This is a genomic window from bacterium, assembly GCA_026398675.1.
Lineage (GTDB): Bacteria > RBG-13-66-14 > RBG-13-66-14 > RBG-13-66-14 > RBG-13-66-14 > RBG-13-66-14.
In genome coordinates this window covers 1-19917 of the sequence record JAPLSK010000341.1, presented here as the reverse complement: position 1 = coordinate 19917, position 19917 = coordinate 1, and the positions used below count along the sequence as shown (strand labels likewise).

22 protein-coding genes and 2 tRNA genes are annotated in these 19917 nt (G+C 65.0%); 18 read left to right on the top strand and 6 right to left on the bottom strand.

Annotated features, from left to right (window positions below; all coding sequences use genetic code 11):
• From NTW26_10140 to raiA, 16 genes are all read left to right on the top strand, one after another.
• On the top strand, window positions 1-281 hold a 281-nt coding region (locus NTW26_10140; GenBank protein ID MCX7022609.1), incomplete at its 5' end, for a UDP-N-acetylmuramoyl-tripeptide--D-alanyl-D-alanine ligase.
• Between the two features lie 24 nt (window positions 282-305).
• Window positions 306-1415 carry a phospho-N-acetylmuramoyl-pentapeptide-transferase gene (mraY, locus tag NTW26_10135; protein MCX7022608.1) on the top strand — a complete coding sequence of 370 codons (1110 nt, stop codon included), beginning with the start codon at window positions 306-308 and terminating at the stop codon, window positions 1413-1415.
• 59 nt (window positions 1416-1474) lie between these two features.
• Window positions 1475-1648 carry a hypothetical protein gene (locus NTW26_10130; protein MCX7022607.1) on the top strand — a complete coding sequence of 58 codons (174 nt, stop codon included), beginning with the start codon at window positions 1475-1477 and terminating at the stop codon, window positions 1646-1648.
• A gap of 103 nt (window positions 1649-1751) precedes the next feature.
• Window positions 1752-3047: a putative lipid II flippase FtsW gene (gene ftsW / locus NTW26_10125; protein MCX7022606.1), complete on the top strand. Its 1296-nt coding sequence runs from the start codon at window positions 1752-1754 to the stop codon at window positions 3045-3047.
• Window positions 3048-3059: 12 nt separating this feature from the next.
• Complete coding sequence (murG, locus tag NTW26_10120; protein MCX7022605.1) at window positions 3060-4178, top strand: undecaprenyldiphospho-muramoylpentapeptide beta-N-acetylglucosaminyltransferase; 1119 nt, start codon at window positions 3060-3062, stop codon at window positions 4176-4178.
• A 76-nt stretch (window positions 4179-4254) separates the two neighbouring features.
• A complete protein-coding gene (locus NTW26_10115; protein ID MCX7022604.1) occupies window positions 4255-5703 on the top strand; it encodes a UDP-N-acetylmuramate--L-alanine ligase in 1449 nt (482 codons plus the stop codon).
• Window positions 5700-6698 carry a UDP-N-acetylmuramate dehydrogenase gene (gene murB / locus NTW26_10110; GenBank protein MCX7022603.1) on the top strand — a complete coding sequence of 333 codons (999 nt, stop codon included), beginning with the start codon at window positions 5700-5702 and terminating at the stop codon, window positions 6696-6698. Before NTW26_10115 ends, murB begins: the two co-directional genes overlap by 4 nt.
• Before the next feature lie 72 nt (window positions 6699-6770).
• Window positions 6771-7634, top strand: a complete 864-nt coding sequence (locus NTW26_10105; protein ID MCX7022602.1) for an FtsQ-type POTRA domain-containing protein — start codon at window positions 6771-6773, stop codon at window positions 7632-7634.
• Window positions 7635-7734: 100 nt separating this feature from the next.
• On the top strand, window positions 7735-8973 hold the full coding sequence (gene ftsA, locus NTW26_10100; protein ID MCX7022601.1) for a cell division protein FtsA: 1239 nt from the start codon (window positions 7735-7737) through the stop codon (window positions 8971-8973).
• Between the two features lie 48 nt (window positions 8974-9021).
• Window positions 9022-10170 carry a cell division protein FtsZ gene (gene ftsZ / locus NTW26_10095; protein ID MCX7022600.1) on the top strand — a complete coding sequence of 383 codons (1149 nt, stop codon included), beginning with the start codon at window positions 9022-9024 and terminating at the stop codon, window positions 10168-10170.
• A 130-nt stretch (window positions 10171-10300) separates the two neighbouring features.
• A tRNA-Val gene (locus tag NTW26_10090) sits at window positions 10301-10377 on the top strand.
• A 39-nt stretch (window positions 10378-10416) separates the two neighbouring features.
• Window positions 10417-10494, top strand: a tRNA-Asp gene (locus NTW26_10085).
• Window positions 10495-10752: 258 nt separating this feature from the next.
• Window positions 10753-11223, top strand: a complete 471-nt coding sequence (locus tag NTW26_10080; protein MCX7022599.1) for a PilZ domain-containing protein — start codon at window positions 10753-10755, stop codon at window positions 11221-11223.
• Window positions 11224-11315: 92 nt separating this feature from the next.
• Complete coding sequence (locus NTW26_10075) at window positions 11316-12665, top strand: hypothetical protein (protein MCX7022598.1); 1350 nt, start codon at window positions 11316-11318, stop codon at window positions 12663-12665.
• Between the two features lie 22 nt (window positions 12666-12687).
• On the top strand, window positions 12688-13563 hold the full coding sequence (gene lipA, locus NTW26_10070) for a lipoyl synthase (GenBank protein MCX7022597.1): 876 nt from the start codon (window positions 12688-12690) through the stop codon (window positions 13561-13563).
• Window positions 13560-14114, top strand: a complete 555-nt coding sequence (gene raiA / locus NTW26_10065; GenBank protein ID MCX7022596.1) for a ribosome-associated translation inhibitor RaiA — start codon at window positions 13560-13562, stop codon at window positions 14112-14114. Before lipA ends, raiA begins: the two co-directional genes overlap by 4 nt.
• Before the next feature lie 62 nt (window positions 14115-14176).
• Here the strand turns inward: raiA and NTW26_10060 are convergent, their stop codons facing one another.
• Both NTW26_10060 and NTW26_10055 read right to left on the bottom strand, forming a co-directional pair.
• Window positions 14177-14659, bottom strand: coding sequence for a hypothetical protein (locus NTW26_10060; GenBank protein ID MCX7022595.1), 483 nt, complete (start codon window positions 14657-14659; stop codon window positions 14177-14179).
• A 109-nt stretch (window positions 14660-14768) separates the two neighbouring features.
• Window positions 14769-15626, bottom strand: a complete 858-nt coding sequence (locus tag NTW26_10055) for a hypothetical protein (protein MCX7022594.1) — start codon at window positions 15624-15626, stop codon at window positions 14769-14771.
• 14 nt (window positions 15627-15640) lie between these two features.
• Between NTW26_10055 and NTW26_10050 the strand changes: the two genes are divergently transcribed.
• Window positions 15641-16063 (top strand): YkgJ family cysteine cluster protein, encoded by a 423-nt coding sequence (locus tag NTW26_10050; protein ID MCX7022593.1) that lies wholly within the window; start codon window positions 15641-15643, stop codon window positions 16061-16063.
• Here the strand turns inward: NTW26_10050 and NTW26_10045 are convergent.
• Genes NTW26_10045 through NTW26_10035 form a run of 3 tightly spaced genes read right to left on the bottom strand, consistent with a single transcriptional unit; the run spans window position 16060 to window position 17947 of the window.
• Window positions 16060-16785 (bottom strand): rhomboid family intramembrane serine protease, encoded by a 726-nt coding sequence (locus tag NTW26_10045; protein ID MCX7022592.1) that lies wholly within the window; start codon window positions 16783-16785, stop codon window positions 16060-16062. The two genes, NTW26_10050 and NTW26_10045, sit on opposite strands and share 4 nt — an antisense overlap.
• On the bottom strand, window positions 16782-17768 hold the full coding sequence (locus NTW26_10040; GenBank protein ID MCX7022591.1) for a hypothetical protein: 987 nt from the start codon (window positions 17766-17768) through the stop codon (window positions 16782-16784). The genes NTW26_10045 and NTW26_10040 overlap by 4 nt, the downstream gene beginning before the upstream one ends.
• Window positions 17769-17806: 38 nt before the next feature.
• Complete coding sequence (locus tag NTW26_10035) at window positions 17807-17947, bottom strand: hypothetical protein (protein ID MCX7022590.1); 141 nt, start codon at window positions 17945-17947, stop codon at window positions 17807-17809.
• A 54-nt stretch (window positions 17948-18001) separates the two neighbouring features.
• Between NTW26_10035 and NTW26_10030 the strand changes: the two genes are divergently transcribed.
• Window positions 18002-19150, top strand: a complete 1149-nt coding sequence (locus NTW26_10030; protein MCX7022589.1) for a polysaccharide deacetylase family protein — start codon at window positions 18002-18004, stop codon at window positions 19148-19150.
• Window positions 19151-19325: 175 nt separating this feature from the next.
• Here the strand turns inward: NTW26_10030 and NTW26_10025 are convergent.
• The coding region (locus NTW26_10025; protein MCX7022588.1) for a hypothetical protein at window positions 19326-19917 on the bottom strand (592 nt) is incomplete at its 5' end.

The following is a 19917-nucleotide window of genomic DNA, read 5'->3' as shown; positions in this document are numbered from 1 at the left end:
GCCCAACGGCGCCACGGCTCCACGAAAGCGTGGGGGCCGAGGCGGCGGCGCGTGGGATTGATGTGCTCGTGGCCGTGGGGGTGTTCGCGGAGGACATCGCCCGCGGCGCGCGGGAAAATGGTCTTGGGGAAATATACACGGCGGCCGACCGCCTTGAAGCTCAAGAAATATTAACGCGCGTACTCCGACCCGGCGACGTGCTTCTGGTCAAGGCCAGCCGGGCCCTGCGTCTGGACCTCCTGCTCGAGGACGACGCACTCGAGGGGTACATCGAGCCGTAGTAATACCGGCCGAGGAGGATACCGGTGCTCTACCATCTTCTGGCACCCCTGGCCGACAAGATAGGCTTCCTCCGCCTCTTCGGATACATCACCTTCCGGGCGGCGGCGGCCTCCATCGTCGCCATACTGGTGGTCTTCATCTTCGGCAAGCCCATCATCAACAAGCTGGCCAAGCTCCACATGACCGAGGTCACGCGGGAGGACGGTCCCGAGTCCCACAAGGCTAAACAGACCACGCCCACCATGGGCGGCCTGATCATCCTCCTCGCCATCGCCGTGCCGACCCTCCTCTTCGCCGATCTGACGAACCGGTACGTGCTCATGGTCCTGGCGGTCACGCTGGGGCTGGGCGCCCTTGGATTCGCCGACGACTACCTGAAGAATATAAAAAAGCGCCCCCTGGGGCTCATCGCGAGGTACAAGCTCATCGGCCAGGCGGTCCTCGGCCTGGCGGTGGGGTGCATCCTCTACTTCTGGCCGCTGGACCCGGCGCACTCGACGATTCTGACCATCCCCTTCTTCAAGGACGCCCAGATAGACCTGGGCTGGGGGTACATCCCCTTCGTGGCCCTGGTCATCGTAGGGACGTCCAACACGGTAAACCTCACCGACGGGCTCGACGGCCTGGCTATCGGCACGACGCTTTTCGCCGGGCTGGCCTACGTGGTCTTCGTGTACGTCGCCGGACACGCCGTGTTCGCGAAATACCTCGACGTGACGCACCTGGCCGACATCGGCGAGCTGACAATCTTCATGACCTCCCTGGTGGGGGCGGCCCTGGGCTTTCTGTGGTTCAACTCCCACCCCGCGGAAGTCTTCATGGGAGACACCGGCTCGCTGGCCCTGGGCGGGGCCATCGGCACCGTGGCCATCTTCTGCAAGCAGGAGCTGCTCCTTCTCATTGTGGGCGGCGTCTTTGTCATCGAGGGCCTGTCGGTGATGCTCCAGATCGGGTACTTCAAGCTCACCAAGGGCAAAGGGCCCGGCGGCGAAGGGAAGCGCCTGTTCAGGATGGCTCCCCTACACCACCACTTCGAGCTGAAGGGATGGTCGGAATCGAAGATCATCACCCGTTTCTGGATCATCGCCGCTCTGTTCGCCCTTATAGCGATTTCGACCCTCAAAATGCGTTAAAAAAGGGATGGGGGGCCGCCCCCCTGTGACACTAAAGTTCCGGCACAAGCGAGGTCCCTATGAACCCCCCCAAGGATACCCATTTCCTGCAGGACGACGAGAACCAGCTGACCTTCCTGTTGGACTCACCGCTGCCCCAGAGGTCGTCAACCCGGGCGGAGGTCACCGAGCAGGTCCTGCACCTTCGGCGAGCCGTTCGGCAAGCCGTGCCGTCGGTGGACGAGCGACAGTGAGACCCACGGACTTGGGTCCAGTCACAGGCCCTCGAAAAGGAGACAAGGGGTTTTATATGGGCCCCCCGGGAAAACCCCTTGCCAGATGGAGCGTCGGAGTAAGTTGAACCTTCGCCGCACAGATTTACAGCTGTTCGGGGTGACCGCCGCCCTGGTCCTCATCGGTCTTCTGATGGTGGGCAGCGCCAGCCAGGTTCTGGGGGCGGCCCACGGCGACCCGAGCTACTACCTGACCCAACAGCTCTGGAAGCTCATCCCCGGCCTGGCCCTTATGTTCCTCTTCTGGCGGCTGCCCTACCAGAAAATCGCGAGGTGGACCAAACCGCTGCTCCTCCTCACATTCTTAATGCTGGGGCTCGTGTTCACGCAGAACCTGGGCGAGGAGGCCAACTCGGCCAGGCGCTGGCTGTCCCTGGGCTTCATCTCGTTCCAGCCCAGCGAGCTGGCCAAGCTGTTTCTGATTCTGTATCTGGCGCAGACCCTCACCCGGAAGCGCGACCGGCTCAGCGAATTCAAGCACGGCCTCCTGCCGTCGCTGGCGGTCCTGGTGGCGGCCATGGGCCTGGTGCTGATCCAACCCGACCTCTCGACGGCGGTGATGCTCTTCATCACCGGATACGTGATCTTCTGGGTCGCGGGGGTGCCCACCCGCCACGTGCTGGCGACCCTGGTCGTCTTGATCCCCCTGACGGTCCTGGCGATCTATCTGGAGCCCTACCGCTGGGCGAGGATCACGGCCTTCGTAGACCCGTGGAAGGTCTCCAACGAGGAGGGCTATCAGGCGGTGCAGAGCCTGCTGGCCATCGGCTCGGGCAGGCTTACCGGCGTGGGCCTGGGCGCCAGCCAGCAGAAGCTCTTCTACCTGCCCGAGGCCCACACCGACTTCATCTTTTCGATTCTGGCCGAGGAGCTCGGCCTCTTCGGGTCGCTCCTGGTCGTCTCGCTCTTCGGGCTCCTCGTCGCCCTGGGGATAAGAACCGCCATGCGATGCTCGGACCCCTTCGGGAAGCTACTGGCCACCGGCATCACCGCACTCTTCGGGGTGCAGGCCATCGTGAACATCGGCGTGGTGACGGCTCTTCTTCCGACGGCGGGCCTGCCGCTGCCCTTCGTGAGCTACGGCGGCACCTCGCTCATCGTCTCCCTGGCGGCAATGGGTGTATTGGCCGGCGTGGCGAGGCAGAGCGCCGAGACGGTCACCGTCCAGGCCGGGGGTGAGGCGCCGGTCGCCCGGAGAAAGATGTTCTTCGTCCGACCATCCGCCCCGGCGCACGGCCCGGCCTACTCGGTGGGAAAGCACAGGTTGAGCCACGCCGAGACGTTCAAGGGGCTCGGCGTGTACAATCCCGCCGACCGCCGCCGGAGGTCTTCGACCTACCGATGGCGGAGATGGTCATGATGGGGGTGGAGGATGAAACCGTTCCTCTTCGCCGGGGGAAAGACAGGCGGTCACCTCTACCCGGGGCTCGCGGTGGCCGAACAGTTGCGGGAACTGGAGCCGGACGCGGAAATAGCCTTCTGCGGCGCCGGATTCGACCTGCCGAAACGGGAGTGCGATAAAAGAGGGTGGCCTTACCACGAGGTGCCGGCGGCACCCATCTATCAGGCGAACCCCCTACAGCTGATTGCGGGCGTATTGATGAATCTTATCGGGACGGCGAAGGCGGCGGAACTGATGCGCGGGATGAGGCCCGGCCTCGTCGTCTGCTGCGGCGGCTATGAAGGCTTTCCCGTCGCCCTGGCGGCGCGGGGCCACGGTGTGCCGATTATGCTTTTGGAGCAGAACGCCGTCTGCGGGCTCACCAACAGGGTGCTGGGACCGTTGAGCGCGGCGGCCGCGGTTGCTTTTTCCGGAAGGCGGGCCAGACCGGCCTCGCCCAGGGTGCGGGTGACAGGGAACCCGGTGCGGGCCGATCTCGCCTCGTACTCACCCGACCACGCCGCCTTCGGTCTCGACCCGGGCCGCGTGACGGGGCTGGTCCTAGGCGGGAGCGCCGGGGCCCGATCCGTCAACCGGACGGTCGCGGAGGCGTCCGGAAGGCTAGCGGCCATCGGCGGGTTGCAGATGATAATCCAGACCGGCGGGGACGACCGCGACACGGTGCGGCGGGCGGTGGAGGAATCCGGGCTGCGGGCCTTCGTGACCGCTTACCTGGACCCCATCGGCCCCGCCCTGGCTACGGCCGATTTCGTAATCGCCCGTGCCGGGGGGAGCGTCTTCGAGCTGGCTCTATTCGGTCTGCCGGCCATTCTCGTACCTTACCCTTACGCCGCGGCGGACCACCAGACCGCCAACGCCCGCTTCTTCGAGCGGGCCCGTGCGGCGGTCGTCATCGGGGACCGAGAGCTGACCGCGGAACGGCTGGTGGAAGAGGTTGAACGTCTGGTCGCCGACGGCGCGCTACGTCAAAGGATGTCCGCGGCCATGAAGGGGCAGGCGCGGCCCGACGCGGCACGGCGGGCGGCGGAACTGGCCCTCGAAACGAAGCGAACCGAGCGAAGCGAGCTATGCCCCCGGCAAACCGAGTAATGCCCCGGTAAAATGGAGACAAGGGGTTTAAACCCCTTGCCCCAAAAGCGATCGCACGGAGGTTCCGATGACCCTCATGCTGGGCAGGATAACCCGGGTACACCTGGTGGGCATCGGCGGCGCGGGGATGAGCGGCATCGCCGAGATTCTCCTTAGCCTCGGCTTCGAGGTGTCCGGGTCGGATTTGAGGGCCGGAAAGGCCACCGAGCGTCTCGCGGACCTCGGAGCCAGGATCACCATCGGCCACTCGGAGAAGAACGTCATCGGAGCCGGAGTCATCGCCGTCTCCACCGCGATTGCCCCCGACAACCCCGAGGTGGTCGCCGGCAGGAAATACAACATCCCGGTGATCAAACGCTCCGAGATTCTGGTCGAAATCATGCGGCTTAAATACCCCATCGCCGTCGCCGGCACCCACGGGAAAACCACCACCGCCAGCTTCATCTACACCATCCTCTCCGACGGCGGCCTGGAGCCCACGGCGGTCATCGGGGGCAAGCTCAACGCCCTCACCTCAAAGACCCTGTCCAACGGGAACGGGCGGGCCGGCGAACCGAGCGAAGCGAGCTATGCCTCCGGCAAAACCGGCGCGAGCCTGGGCGGCGGAGACTATTTCGTCGTCGAGGCCGACGAGAGCGACGGCACCTTCCTCGCAATCTCGCCGGCTTACGCGTTGGTGACCAACATAGACGAGGACCACCTCAACTACTACTCCGACCTGGACGACATCCGCGCCTCCTTCGTCCGATTCGCCAACTCGGTGCCGTTCTACGGCGCCACCATCGTCTGCCTGGACGACCCCGTGGTGCAGGGCATTCTGCCGGAGCTAAAGCGGCGCTACATCACTTACGGCTTCACTGCGCAGTGCGACGTCATCGGGCGTGAGGTGCGGCTGATGCCGATGAGCGCCAGCTACAAGCTCTACCGGGGGGCGGAGCTCCTGGGCGAGGTGGACCTGAACCTCCCCGGCCGGCACAACGTCCTGAACAGCTTGGGGGCGGCGGCGCTGGCCCTCGAGATCGGCGTCGCACCGGAGACCATCATCGGGAGCCTGCGCTCCTTCAAGGGAATCGAGATGCGCCTGGAGGTGGTCGGCCACATCGGCAATATCACCGTCATCCACGACTACGCCCACCATCCGGCGGAGATCGCCGCCACACTGGACGCCATGCGGACCGGTTGGGACCGTAGAATCGTGGCGGTGTTCCAGCCCCACCGGTACACCAGAACCAAGGCGCTCTTCGACCGCTTCCTGCGCTGCTTCTACCAGGCCGACCGGCTGATCATCACCGACATCTACTCCGCCGGCGAGCCCGAGATTCCCGGCGTCAGCGCCGAGGCGCTGGCCAAGGGGGTGTCCGAGCACGGTCACCATGAGGTCACCTTCATCCGTGACCGCCGGAAGATACCCGAAGCCGTGGCCGGCATGGTGAGCGACGACGACCTCGTGCTGGTGCTCGGGGCGGGCAACATCTGGGAGACCGCCCGGGACATCGTAAAAAAACTCGCGGAGGAGAGAGGTTGAACCCGCTCTCAGTCAGCCTGACGGAAATCGGGATGCCGGTGCTGACCGACGAGCCGCTCGCCGGGCACACGGGGCTCCGGGTGGGCGGTCCGGCGGATTTCTTCGCGAGGCCCCGCACCGCCGACGATGTCTCCCAGGCGCTCATCGCCGCTGTGGATGAGGGAACCCCGGTTCTGGTCATGGGCCGGGGGACGAACCTTTTAGTCGGCGACGGCGGCTTCCGGGGTCTGGCGCTCCTGATCAATGAGGGGTTCGAGGACGACGGGGTGCAGGCCCACGGCGCGCGCTGCACGGTCGCGGCCGGCGTCCGGCTCCAGGCCTTCCTCGACCGCCTCGGCGACCTGGGCCTGGGGGGGCTGGAGGACCTGTACGGCATCCCGGGAAGCGTGGGCGGGGCGCTGGCCATGAACGCCGGAGCCTACGGGACCGATGTCTGGCCCCGAGTGGATTGGATCGAGGCCGTGCTCGAATCGGGCGAGCTCCACCGCTATCTGGGGGGGGAGATCGGGTACGGGTACCGCCGAGCCGACCTGCCGCCGGGCGCGGCGGTCGTCCGGGCGGAGTTCGTCCTGGACGATGGGGACCCCCGCGAGATTCGGAAGCGCTGCCTGGCGCGCATGGCCGACCGGGAACAGAAGCACCCACTTGAATGGCCTAACTGCGGCAGCGTCTTCAAGAACTTTTCCTGGGAGCCGGGGATGGACCTCAAGTACGAAAAGCTGGAGTCCGCCCTGGGCGCGAGATTTTCCCGCCGGGCCCTGGAGGAGCGCGGGGCATCCCCGTTGCCGGCCTGGCGGCTCGTGGACGCCTGCGGGCTGACCGGGAAGAGAATCGGCGGGGCCCAGATATCCGACAAGCACTCCAACTTCATGGTGAACCGGGGCGGTGCAAAGGCGGCGGACTTCACCGCGCTCATCGAGCTCGTGGAGAAAACCGTCGAGGAGACCTTCGGCTTCCGGCTCCGGACCGAGGTCCGTCGTATCGGAGAATTTTAAATGCGGCACCACACCTTCGTCCAAAACGAAGCGAACCGAGCGAAGCGAGCTATGCCCCCGGCAAACCGCGTAATGCCCCGGCAAACCGAGCGAAGCGAGCTACGCCCCCGGCGAACCGAGCGAAGCGAGCTATGCCTCCGGCAAAACCAGGACAAAGGGGACGGCTTTCACCAGGCGCTCAGCCGCCGGGCGAACCGAGCGAAGCGAGCTACGCCCCCGGCGAAGCGCGTCACCTGGGTGGCGGTCCTCGCTTTTATCGGCGTGGCGGGATTCCTCTACCTGCGCTCCGACGCCTTCGGCCTGAAACAGGTGGCGGTGGAGGGGAACACCGTCGTGACCGACGCCCAGATTCAAAGCCTCCTGCCCATGGGGGAGAACCTCTTCTCCCTGGACACCGACGAAATCGTGCAACGCCTCTCCCGTCACCCGTACCTGGCCCAAGTCCAAATAGACAAGGTTTACCCCGACAAGCTGGTCGTCCGCGTGATAGAGCGGACCCCGGCCTGCTACCTGGCCGAGGGACCGTTGCAGCTTCTGGCCGGTAACGGCACCGTGCTGCCCATGTACGGCGAGAGTGAGGCGGGGCGGGGAGACGGGGCGGTGTTCGATCTGCCGGTCGTGACCGGTTACGAGGTTGTGCGTAAGGGCGAGCTGGAACCTTACGAAGACGCAGTCATCCTGGCCGCCTGCGGCCTGTGCGCCGAGATGCAGCGCCAGGCCCTCCCGCTCTACGACGAGCTGGTGGAAATTCGCCCGCACACGGACCACCTCGAGGGTCTGCTCGCCGACGGCACCCGGGTTCTCTTCCCCCTGGAAACCGCGCCGTCCACGCTGGCCGCTCTGCAGGCGGTATACACCAGAGAACGCCAGGGGGGCCTCACCGAGCTGGACGCCCGATACGAAAGACAGATAATCTCCCGATACCGGACCGGGTGATAGAAGAAGACAAGGAGAGACAAGGGGTTTAAACCCCTTGTTCCACCCCTTGCCGACCGCGACCTAGCGCGGCTATCCCCCAAGCACATAGGGAGGGATTGTGGGAAAAGGGCAGACTGGAAAGACCGTCGTCGGTCTGGACATCGGCACGACCAAAATCTGCGCGATCATCGCCGAGCTGGCCGAAACCGGGGTCGAGATAGTCGGGGTGGGCACCTCGCCGGCTCAGGGACTGCGCCGCGGGGTCGTCATCCATATAGACGACTGCGTCCAGAGCATCACGGGAGCCATCGAGAAGGCCGAGCTGATGGCCGACGTAAAGGTCACCAGCGTGTACGCCGGGGTCGCCGGCGGGCACGTCAAGAGCTTCAACTCCCGGGGCGTCATCGCCGTCTCGGGGCAGAACCACGAGATCCGCGAGCAGGACGTCAAACGGGTTATAGACGCCTCCCAGGCCATCGCCATCCCCCTGGACCGCGAGGTGATCCACGTCCTGCCCCAGGAATTCATCGTGGACGACCAGGACGGGATAAAGAACCCGATTGGGATGAGCGGGGTTCGGCTCGAGGCCGAGGTCCACATCGTCACCGGTGCGGTCACCAGCGTGCAGAACATCGTCAAGAGCGTGCAGCGGGCGGGGCTGAAAGTGGCCGACATCGTCCTGGAGCCGCTGGCCAGTTGCCGGGCGGTACTCACCGACGACGAGGAGGAGCTGGGCGTGGCGCTCATAGACATCGGCGGCGGGACCACCGACATCGCCATGATCATAGACGGCGCGCTGCGCTTCAGCTCGATCATCGCCCTGGGCGGGAACAACGTCACCAACGACGTCTCCGTCGGCCTGCGGACGCCCACGAAGCAGGCCGAGCAGCTCAAGATAGACCACGGCACCGCCGGTTACGAGCTGGTCGGGCCCGACGAGATGATAGAGGTGCCCAGCGTGGGCGGCCGTCCGCCGCGCCTGGTGCCGCGTCGCCACCTGGCGGACATCATCGAGCCGAGGATGGCGGAGATTTTCGAGCTCGCCCGGGGGGAAATCGCCAAGAGTAAATACGCCGAGACGAACCGCGCCGGCTACGTCCTGACCGGCGGGGCCAGCAAGCTGCCCGGCATCGTTGAGCTGGCCGAGCGCGTTTTCGGCGGGCCGGTGAGGACCGGCAGCCCGCTCCCCATCGGGGGCCTCTACGATTCGGTGAACGACCCGGCCTTCTCCACCGGGGTGGGTCTGGTGCTCTACGCCGCCGAGGGCAGGCAGTTCGGCGGACGGGACCTCGAGGATGGCTCCCTCTTCGACAACATCCTCACCCGGATGAAAAACTGGCTCAAGGACTTTTTCTAGTCATAAACCATAAGGCTTCGCTGTCGCGGCGAGATAAAAGGAGAGACCATGCTCGAGCTCTTGGATACCGAGCAACAGACCTTCGCCAACCTGAAAGTGTTCGGGGTGGGAGGCGGAGGAGGCAACGCGGTCAACCGCATGGTTGAGGCCGGTCTGCTTGGCGTGGACTTCATCGCGGCCAACACCGACGCCCAGGCGCTGATGCAGAACACGGCTTACAACAAGATACAGCTTGGCGCCAAGCTGACCCACGGCCTCGGAGCCGGGGCTCAGCCCGAAATCGGCCGAGACGCGGCCGGGGAGAGCTTGGACGAAATCCAGCTCTACCTGGAAGGCGCCGATATGCTCTTCATCACCGCCGGGCTGGGAGGCGGAACGGGGACCGGCGCGGCTCCGGTCATCGCCGAGCTGGCACGGGGACTGGACATCCTCACCGTCGCCGTGGTCACCAAGCCGTTCACCTTCGAGGGGCCGGCGCGGTCGAGAAAGGCCGAGGCCGGTTTGATGGAGCTGCGGAAGTACGTGGACACCCTGATCGTCATCCCCAACCAGCGCCTGTTGGCCGTGGTGGAGAAAAGAACCACCATGACCTCGGCCTTCGAGATGGCCGACGATGTCCTGCACCAGGCGGTGCAGGGTATCTCCGACATCATCACCATGCCGGGAATGATCAACGTGGATTTCGCCGACGTGGTCACCGTGATGAGAGGGATGGGCGACGCCCTCATGGGCACCGGATACGGCACCGGCGAGACCGCCATCCATGACGCGGTGCGCAACGCCGTCAGCTCACCCCTCCTGGACGGCATATCCATCGAGGGGGCGATGGGGGTGCTGGTAAACATCACCGCATCGCCGGACCTGCCCCTCTTCGCCGTGAACGAGGCCATGGACACCATCCGCGAGGCGGCGGACGACAACGCGGAGATAGTCTTCGGCGTCGTCAACTCGGAGCTCCAGGACCAGGTGACGGTGACGGTCATCGCCACCGGCTTCACCAAGAAGACGACGCAGTCGCGCGAAACGGAGGAAAAACCGGAGCCCGAGGAGGAGCGGGAGATCGTTCCCATGGAGTTCGAGGCCACCGGGACCACGGACCGCGGGCTGGTGATCAACTTCCCCACCCTGAGGGACGAGGACTTGGACCGGCCGACCTTCATGCGCTGGAAGGAGCGCCGGGAAAAGCAGCATAATTAGGGGATTCGTCAAGGGCGTTACTTCGTTTAGGTCAAGGGTATCCCGTCCACCCGGGCCCTTGACACGCACCGGGGCGGGGGGATAGAATGCCCCGCGCGAGTGAAACGCAGTAATGCCCCCGGCAAAATGAGGGCGGTTAGCTCAGCCGGTGAGAGCGCCGGTCTTACACACCGGAGGTCGCAGGTTCGATCCCTGTTCCGCCCACCACATGGGAGGATTCCACCCCCAACGGAAGGGCGTGAACGAGCGGCGGTAGTTCAATTCGGTTAGAGCACCGGCCTGTCACGCCGGACGTTGCGGGTTCGAGTCCCGTCCGCCGCGCCACACGTCAGGGCCAGGTTCGCCTGGCCTTTATTAATACGCCCTCGCTTGCCCGAAGTGGAAAAGTAGAGTATACTATTGACTGGTATTATTCTATCCGTTGTGAAGGGGGAGAGAAATAATGCATCCGGCAAACCGAGCGAAGCGAGCTACGCCCCCGGCGAACCAAGCTATGCCTCCGGCAAAAGCCGCGGTTATCCCCAAAGACGTGGTCGCTAAAAGCCCCTATCGCCTTATGCCACATCTATTCCCGGGACTGTAGTGGGACGCAACACCAGGAGTCGACCGCTGGCCTCCCCAGTCGAACGCCGTAAAGCCCCAAGGCACAGGCCGGTTGACCTGGACGCCGTAATCATCACCGGACTTTCCAGCCGACGTTCGCAACGCCACCGCGAGGTCCGGGTGCGCTCCATCTCCAGCACGGGAATCGCCATTGAGGTCAACATCGAGGACCAGCTCCCCTTCGAGATCGAGCTGGGAAAACTCATCACCCTCTCCTTCATCCTTCCCAAGGTGGCCAAGATAGCCTGCGTGGAAGCCGAGGTCGTCAGGGCCTACCGGCAGGTCTCCGAGGGCGGCGTGGTCCAGCTTTCCGAGAACTACGACCCCCTGAACGATCCGGCGGCGGCGAACCGGGATATGGTCTTCGGGCTCGGGCTGCGGTTCGTCAACCTCACCGGCGACATGGAAAACCAGCTCCAAAGATACATTCAAGAGATGATAGAGGCGTAAAACGCAGTAACGCCCCCGACGAACCGAAGTAATGCCCCTGGCAAAATGACAAAACCTATGGGTGGGGCAACCGCGCCCGAGGAAACAAGGCAATGGCCGCCAAAGAACCTCGCCTGACTCTGGAGAACTCACTCCGACTGCAGCTCAAGCTTTCGCCAAAGCTGCAGCAGGCCATCAAGCTCCTCGCCCTGCCGATGCTCCTGTTGAAGGAGCGGGTGGATGAGGAGCTCGTAGCCAATCCAGTCCTGGAGGCGCTGGACCCCCTGGAGCGCGCGGACCACACGGACACGGACCTTAACACGAAGGACCGCGGCGACGAGGCCTGGGAAGCCCAACGGGATTTCCTGCCCGAGAAGAACCCCCGGCAGGACGGCCAGGCGGAGGGAACCCTGGGCGAGCCCTCCGGAGGGGAAACCGGCGGAGACCACGAGGAAAACCTGGAAGGCTGGGAGGCCCACGTCCGGTACGACCCCATGGTCTACCGCTCGGTCCGCCCCATGGAGACGCAGGAGGAAGACTCCTACATTGACCGGGTCGTGGCCAACGCCACCACCCTCACCGACCACCTGAACTGGCAGCTTTCACTGAACTGCACCGACGAGCGCGAACTCTCCATCGCCCAGGAGATAGTGGGCAGCCTGGACTCCGACGGCTACCTGCGCGACGTGGACCTCGCGGCCCTGGCCGGGGGGCTGAAATTCAAGCCCGAGGTCAAGGTCGAGGAGGTGGAGAGGGTGCTCACCGAGCGGGTCCACGGTCTCGACCCCCTCGGCGTCGGAGCCCGCTCCCTGAAAGAGTGCCTGACCATCCAGCTCCGGGGCGCCGACCCCGCGGCGGGTAACGACGACGCTCTTATCGCCCTGGCGGAGCGGATAGTCGCCGATCACCTCCCCCTCGTCGCCCGGCGGGACTACCGGCGGATTGCCGGCGCCCTGGGCGCAACCGAACTGGAGGTGCGCGAGTCCGTTCACCTCATTGCCTCCCTGGACCCCAAGCCCGCGCGCAACTTCTCCGGCCATAGAACCATTTATGTCCGGCCCGACGTGTTCGTCGAGAAACAAGGCGACGACTTTCGCGTATATTTAAACGAGTGGGGTATCCCCCGCCTGCGCATCTCCAGGTACTACCGGAACGTATTGAACTCCGGGGAGGCGGACCGGGAAACCCGGGCCTTCATCCGCGACAAGGTGAATTCGGCGGTCTGGTTCATAAAGAACATAGACGAGCGCCGGCGGACCATCCTCCGCGTAACGCGCTCCATCTTCGAGCGCCAGCGCCAATTCCTTTCAGGCGGGTTCGAGGGTCTCAGACCGCTGACTTTGGAGGTGGTGGCACGGCTTCGTCCTGGCCCGGCGGACGGTGGCCAAGTACCGCAACATGATGAGAATCCCTCCGGCCTCGAAACGCAATCCCTTATGACAAGGGTTCAACCCCTTGTCTAAACATTAAACCCCTTACTCAAGCTTGATCCGCTCCGACGCCCAGCGTCTTCCAACCTGGCTGCGGCTTCCCCGGAAAAAACCGGGAAGCCTGGGCGAGGTCAGACACACCCTTACCGAGCTCGGACTCGCCACGGTATGCGAGGGCGCCCGGTGTCCCAACCGCGGCGAGTGCTACGCCTCGGGGACCGCCACCTTCATGATTCTGGGTGAGAACTGTTCGCGGAGCTGCGGCTTCTGCTCCGTCCCCCACGAAAGACCGGAAGAACCGGAACCGGACGAGCCGGCGCGGGTGGCCGAGGCCGCCCGGCGATTGGGTCTGGGGTACGTCGTGGTGACCTCGGTCACCCGGGACGACCTCCCCGACGGCGGAGCGGGGCACTTTGAAAAAACGGTCGCGGCCCTGCGCGCCCTGGCGCCGGTCCCGCGGGTGGAGCTTCTGGTTCCCGATTTCCAGGGTGAAGAAGCGGCCATAGAAACCGCTCTCTCCACACGCCCCGACGTGCTGGGCCACAACCTGGAAACCGTCCCCCGTTTGTACTCCACGGTGCGCCCCGGCGCCCGTTACGCGAGGTCGCTCGATCTTCTGCGCCGGGCGGCCGACGCGGGGCTCACCACGAAAACCGGCTTGATGCTGGGACTGGGCGAGGACGAACCGGAACTGGAGCGGGTCTACCATGATATCGCCCGGGCCGGGGTCGGCATCCTCACCCTCGGCCAGTACCTCCGTCCGACCCGGGACCAGCTACCCGTGGCGCGCTACTGGCGGCCGGAGGAGTTCGACGGAGAGGGGGAGAAGGCGCGGCGGATCGGGATTCCCACCGTCGCGGCCGGCCCCCTCGTTCGCAGCTCCTACCTGGCCGAGCACTATTTCCAATCCAACCGCTGGAGGCAACGATGAGAATCTCCGTCGTCGGCCGGAACTACGAGGTCTCGGACGCCGTCCACCGCTATCTGGAGGAGAAGCTGGCCCGCATCCGCCGCCACTTCGACCGCGTCATGGACGTCAACGTCGTCCTGGCCGCCGAGAAATACCGCAACCGCGCCGAGGTCAACATCAATGTCAACAACGTCAACATGCGCGGCGAAGGGGAGACGGGCGACATGTACACCTCCATCGACCAGGCCGTGGACAAGATAGACCGGCAGGTCAGTCGGTACAAGGATAAGCTCGCGAGCCGCAAGCACCGGCACGCCCCCGTGAAGGAGGAGGATCTCCCCGCCGTGACCCACGAGCTCCTGGAGCCCGACGCCGGCGAGCTCGAGGAGCACGAGCGCCGGATCATTCAGACCGAACGGCACATGGTCAAACCGATGAGCCTCGACGAGGCCGTGATGCAGATGGACCTCCTGAACGCGGAATTTTACGTCTTCACCAACGCCGGCACCGACAAGCTCAACGTCATCTACCGGCGGGCCGACGGCAACGTGGGCTGGATCGCCCCCGAGTAGAGCCGGAGGATTCCTAAAAAAAGAGGGTGCCCGGCACCCTCTTTGTCCACACTCTCGACCGATCAATAGAAGTCCTGGATGGCCTTGACCACGTGCTGGTAGCGCTTATCCCGGTGGAAATCCGGGGCGTAGATATTGAACTCGTTCCGGCGGTCGCCCAGGCGCAACTCGATAACGTACGTCGAGTGTCCCTCCATCGAGACGCTCTCGTCGGACACGAGCTCCCAGACGTCGTTTTTCTCCAAATCATCCCACAGGGCGTAGCCCATCCAGGCCGGAAGCTGGGCTTCCTTTTGTTCCATGTGGCCCAGATCGTTCTCCGACAGGTACTCGTAGGAGATGTCGCCCCGGCCGGAGTACTCGATGGTCCACTCCACGTACTTCATATCCTGGTAGTCCCATCCGCCGGTGGCCCGCATGTGGACCTTGAACTGCGGGAGCGGTTCGCGGTCCGTGTACGCATCGGGGTTGGGGCCCGCCTTGCGGCAGCCCGCAACGGTCAGGATGAGAAGCGCCATCAGGACACAAAAGAGCGGCTTGCGCATGATCCTCCCTCAATGGTAACGTAGAAAACCGAGCGAAGCGAGCTATGCCTCCGGCAAAATGAAGCGAACCGAGCTATGCCCCCGGCAAACCGAGTAACGCCCCGGCAAATCACTCCGCCCGCGAGGCGAGCGCCTGCGAGGCGAAGTCGTAAACGGCACCGGTCACCGAGCCGTAGCGCGGATCGGGGTCGAATGTCGGCGCATAGACGCTGAACGAGTGCGTGTGATCGCCGACCTCGAGGGTGAGGGTGTAGGTCGGGATGTCGGTGACGGTCTTCTCGGCGGCGCGGGAATCGCCCAGCTCCCAGAAGCCGTTTTCCTCCAGGATCAGGTACAGCCGCATCGCGGCGGAGCGGGGAACCTCCAGTTCCTGAGTCGTCATCCCGCCCAGGCGCTCCTTCTCCTCGATGACCAGACCGGCCCGGTCGGGCAGGAGCCGGACCGTGTAGAGGGAGTACTCCAGCTTGCTCAGGCCGCCCTCCGCGCACATGGACAGGCCGTACTCCTCGGGCGGGGCGAGCTCGTCGCCCAGCTCCACGAGCGGCGAGATGATGTTCCAGTAGCGCCCGTCGGGATGCAGGCGGGGACCGTAGACGGTGAACGAGTGCTCCCGCGCGCCCGAGCGGACGGTAACGGTGTAGGTGTGCTGGTCGGTGGCGGTCGCCAGATCGCTCGAGGGCAGGTCCCAGACGTCGTTGTCCACGAAAATGCGATACACTCCCTCCAGGTCGGCACGCGGCAGGACTTTACCGTACTCCACCGTGATGCCGTGGATATCCACCTCCTCGTGCCGGAACTCCACCGATTCCCCGTCGGCCGAGGGCTTTAGGGTGTACGACCCGTGAACCACGTACGAGTAACCGCCCTCGTAACTAACCTCGAGGGCGAACTCCCCGCCGTCCCCGTCCCGACAACCGGCGAGGAAAGGGAGCGCACAGAGCAGCACGAGAGGCGTAAACTTTTTCACAGGCGGTCTCCGGAATGAAACGCTGGTACTCCCCCGACGGGGTGCGATTCAGTTGTCGGGAAGGTTGCGCGTTCTGCTGTCGGGGCGAGCCCGGCGTCGTGATTGTTGACGTAAAGGAAAGGGAAATAATCGCCGCCCACCTGGGTCTCGAAGAGGAGGAGTTCCGCCGCCGTTACTGCCGCCGGTGCGGCCTCGGCGCCTGGTCCCTCCTGGAGCACCCCAACGGCGACTGCATCTTCATCACCCCCGATGACCTCTGCTCCGTCTACGCGGTGCGCCCGAAACAGTGCCGCACCTACCCCTTCTGGCGAAACACCCTCGTCAGCCGGGCGGCCTGGGAGCGGGAGGGGCGGGAGTGTCCGGGCATCGGCCAGGGGAAGCTCCACACGCCGGCGGACATCGCCGCCTACCTCCGGGGTGACCGCGACCCGGGCTAGTCGTTGTCGCCGAACACGGCGACCGGCTCCGGCATCTGCTCGATGGGCCGGAAGCGGCGGCGATTGAACCAGAGGTACAGCCCTCCGGCCACGAAACCGCCGATGTGGGCGAACCAGGCCACGCCCGTATCCATCTCCGCCGTTATCGCCTGCCAGCCGCTGAAGAGCTGGGTGATGAACCAGAAGGGGAGTACGACGAAGGCCGGCAGACGGATGGCCCAGAAGATTATCACCAGCGGCACCAGGGTCAGGATGCGCGCCTTGGGGAACAGAATCAGGTACGCCCCCAAAACACCGGCGATGGCCCCCGAGGCCCCGATGATGGGGTACGGGTTCACGGGGTTGGCGAGGAAGTGGACCGCCGTGGCCACGAGCCCGCACAGGACGTAAAACACCAGGTAGCGGAAGTGGCCCAGCCGGCCCTCCACGTTGTCCCCGAAGACGAAGAGGAAGAGCATGTTCCCCACGACGTGGACCACGCTGCCGTGGAGGAACATCGAGACGAACGGGCTGTAGAGGAGCTTCAGGAAGCCGTAGTTGTCGAGGGCCTGGGCGAAGCCCACGGTGTAATCCGTGGGCACGAAGGCGTTGGCTTGGAGAACCCGCGAGAGCCGGTCCCCGATGACGAGCTCGAAGATGAATAAGGCGATGTTGATCGCGATGAGCGCGATGTTGACGTAGGGGAAGCTGCGGTGCTTGATGTCGTCCTTGAGCGGGATCACTCTTCACCCTCGTCGGGCTTGAGGCGGTCGGTCTCCGGGGGGTAGGCGGCAAAGAGCCCTTCGCGCTCCGTGGCGACGAGGATGCGCCCGTCGGGGAGGAGGAGCGCCCCGCGCGCGGGGTAGGGGGAATCGGGCCACAGCCGCCAGTTCCGACCGTCCGGGTCGGCGGAGTAGAGCCCGTCGGCCCGGATGCCGCAGGTGGTGACGAAGAGCCTCTCACCCGCGAAGACGAGGCCGGAGATGTACTTGAACTCGGGGTCGAGGCCGCGGAGCTTGTAGAAGCCACCGTCCTCGGAGATGTAGAGCCCGCCCCACATCGTGCCGACGTAGAGCCGCCCGGTGTCCGGGACGTAGCGCAAGAGGGTGACTTCCGCGGCGTCCAGGGGCAACTCCGGCGTCCCCACGACCTGCAACCAGCGCCGGGAAACACCCTCTTCCCCCGCAACCTCACGCAGCGCCCACAGCCCCTCGCCGAGCGTGCCGGCGTAGAGGGTGCCCGCCGCGTCGAGGACCGCCGTGACCGCCACGTCCGGCAGGCCGGACAGCTCCTCCCAACCGGTACCCGACTGCGCGTAAACCATCCCCACGCCGCCGGCGAACGTCCCGTCCTCCCCCGAAGCCAGGGACCAGATTGGCCGCCCCTCGAGCCCGGCCGGGCTCAACTTCCCGCCGTCCCAAACGTACACGCCCGAATCGGTGCCGATGAGGAGCCCGCCGACCGCCGAGCCCAGGCAGTGGACCTCCAGCCCCTCGGTGCCCGCCAGCCGGCTCCAGGTGACGCCCCAGTCGGAGCTGGAGTACACGCCGTCGCCTAAGGTGGCGAGGTAGAGGCTTTCCCCATCCGACACCAGGTCGCGCACCTGGGCCTCGGTGGGGCGGGAGAGGGCCTCCCAGCCGTCGAAACGCCCCGCGCACGCGGCGAGGAGGACGAGGACGACGGGGGCAAACCGAGCGAAGCGAGCTATGCCTCCGGTAAATCTCAAAGCGCGCAAGCCGCACCTCTCGGGCGTTAAGGATATTTTTAGTGTACCAGACCGCCGGGCGGGGTGTCCATCCCCAGCGTGAAGAAGGGGGTGGTGTATAATCGCCCGTCGGGCGCATAACCGAGCGAAGCGAGCTGCGCCCCGGCGAAATGCGGTTGAGTCTCGATTATCGTAGACAAGGAGTTTAACCGAGCGAAGCGAGCTATGCCCCGGCAAAACGCGGTTGAGTCTCGATGTTCATCGTTCTGAAGCTCTACCTCCTCTGGACCGCACTTATCGGGCCGCTCACCGAGCCGCCGGAGCCGGTCGCGCCCAAGCCGGTGCCGGTCCTCATGTACCACCAGATGGGCCAGCGCGGGGGGCGGTACTCGATCACCCCGCGGGATTTCGAGCGGCAGCTCGAGGACATGCGCCGGGCCGGATTCTTCCTCATCAACCCCTCCGAGCTGCTCCGGGGCGACTTCTCGCGCGTGCCCACGGGAAAGCGGCCCGTCGTGCTGACCTTCGACGATTCCGATTCAGGCCAGTTCCGCGTCCTGCCCGACGGCCGGATAGACCCCCTTTGCACGGTCGGCGTCCTGGAGAAATACCGGCGGGAGCATCCCGAGTTCGGCTCCGGGGCGGCTTTCTTTATCTTCGCCCGCGACGAGCGCGGGAACGGCATCTTCTTCCAGCCGGAGCGATGGGGGCTTTTAGATGCGTTCTGCGGGCGCTACGGCCTGTCCGCCAAGGGGCGCGGCTGGGGAAGATTAAAACTCTGGCAGGCCAAGCTCCGCTGGCTGGTCGAGAACGGCTACGAGGTGGGCAACCACACCGTCACCCACGCCGACCTGGCCAAACTCGACCCCACGGGGATAGCCCGCGAAATCGGCGTCTGTCAGCTTCTCCTGGAAGAGGCGATTGGGGAGAGGAAGGGTTATCTCTGGGGGTTGAGCTATACCTACGGCGCCGTGCCGTTGGGGGCCGAGGAGTACGCCCTGTGCCACGAGGGCGAGTTTGAGGGGCGACCCTACCGTTTCGATTACGCCGTGGCCGCCTGGGGCGGTGAGTGCCCGAACCCCGCCACGGACGAGTTCGCCGCCGTGCGCTGGCGCATCCCCCGGGTGGAGATGCACGCCGTCCGGGGCGGCGGGGGTCTGGATTCGAGGTGGCTCACCCTCTACGCCGATTCCTATATCAAGGAGGCCGCAGAGGGCGACTGGCCGCTCCGCGACCTCCTGACCGCTTCACTCGCCTCTTTGAGCCGGGGTCTTTGCACCTGGTTCGCGCCGGGGCCGGACCTGGGATTGGAGCGGTGCTGGACCGCCCGCCGCCTGGCCGAGCTGGACGCTGGCCTCCGGCGACCGCTCAAGCGCCTCCCCCCCTGGCCGGCGTACTTCTGAGCCGTAAACGATGAAAAGACAAGGGGCTTTAGCCCCTTGTTCCATCTAATCCCGTAGGTAGATATCGGAAAGTGAAAACGGCGGGGATTAAAATCCCCGCCCTACATTTCAGGCAGCGGTAAATAAAATAAACGGGCCGACCTGAAGGTCGGCCCCTACATTTGTCATTCACGCTTTAATAGATGCTCGGGCGGCCCTCGATGCGGATGTCGGGGATGTCCTTGATGTCCACCAGGAACCAAACGGTTATGACCCCACGGCTCTCCTCCAGCCGCAGCCGCGCCTCCCACGAGCGCAGGTCCCGGTAGATACTGAAAGTCTGCCGGACGAAATCCCCCCCCACCATGTCCAGCGAGGTGGTGTACGACAGACGCCAGTTGCCGGTGAGGTTCAATATCGCCTGGATGCCGAGGAAGTGGATGTCCTGGCTGCCGGAGCGGGCCATGGTGTAGTCGTAGGTGAGCCCGACGCGCCAGCCGCTCTCGATGCGCTTCTCCAGCTCGTCGCGGGGCGGTTCGGTCTCCAGGGGCTCGTAGCCGGGAATCTCGTCGGTGGCTTCCTCGTACTCGTTATCTTCCAATCGCGGTCGGGCGCCGCCCCCGGAAATCGCGAAGGAGGCCGATAAATCGAAGCTCTCCGTATCCCAGGTGTATGGGTTGTGCCGGGACTGGATGACGACCTGGGAGTCGTACCAGTCGGCAAAGACGGGCGTGATGTACACGCGGCTGATTAGGTCGCTCCAGGGCTGCACCACCGGCACGGGGGAA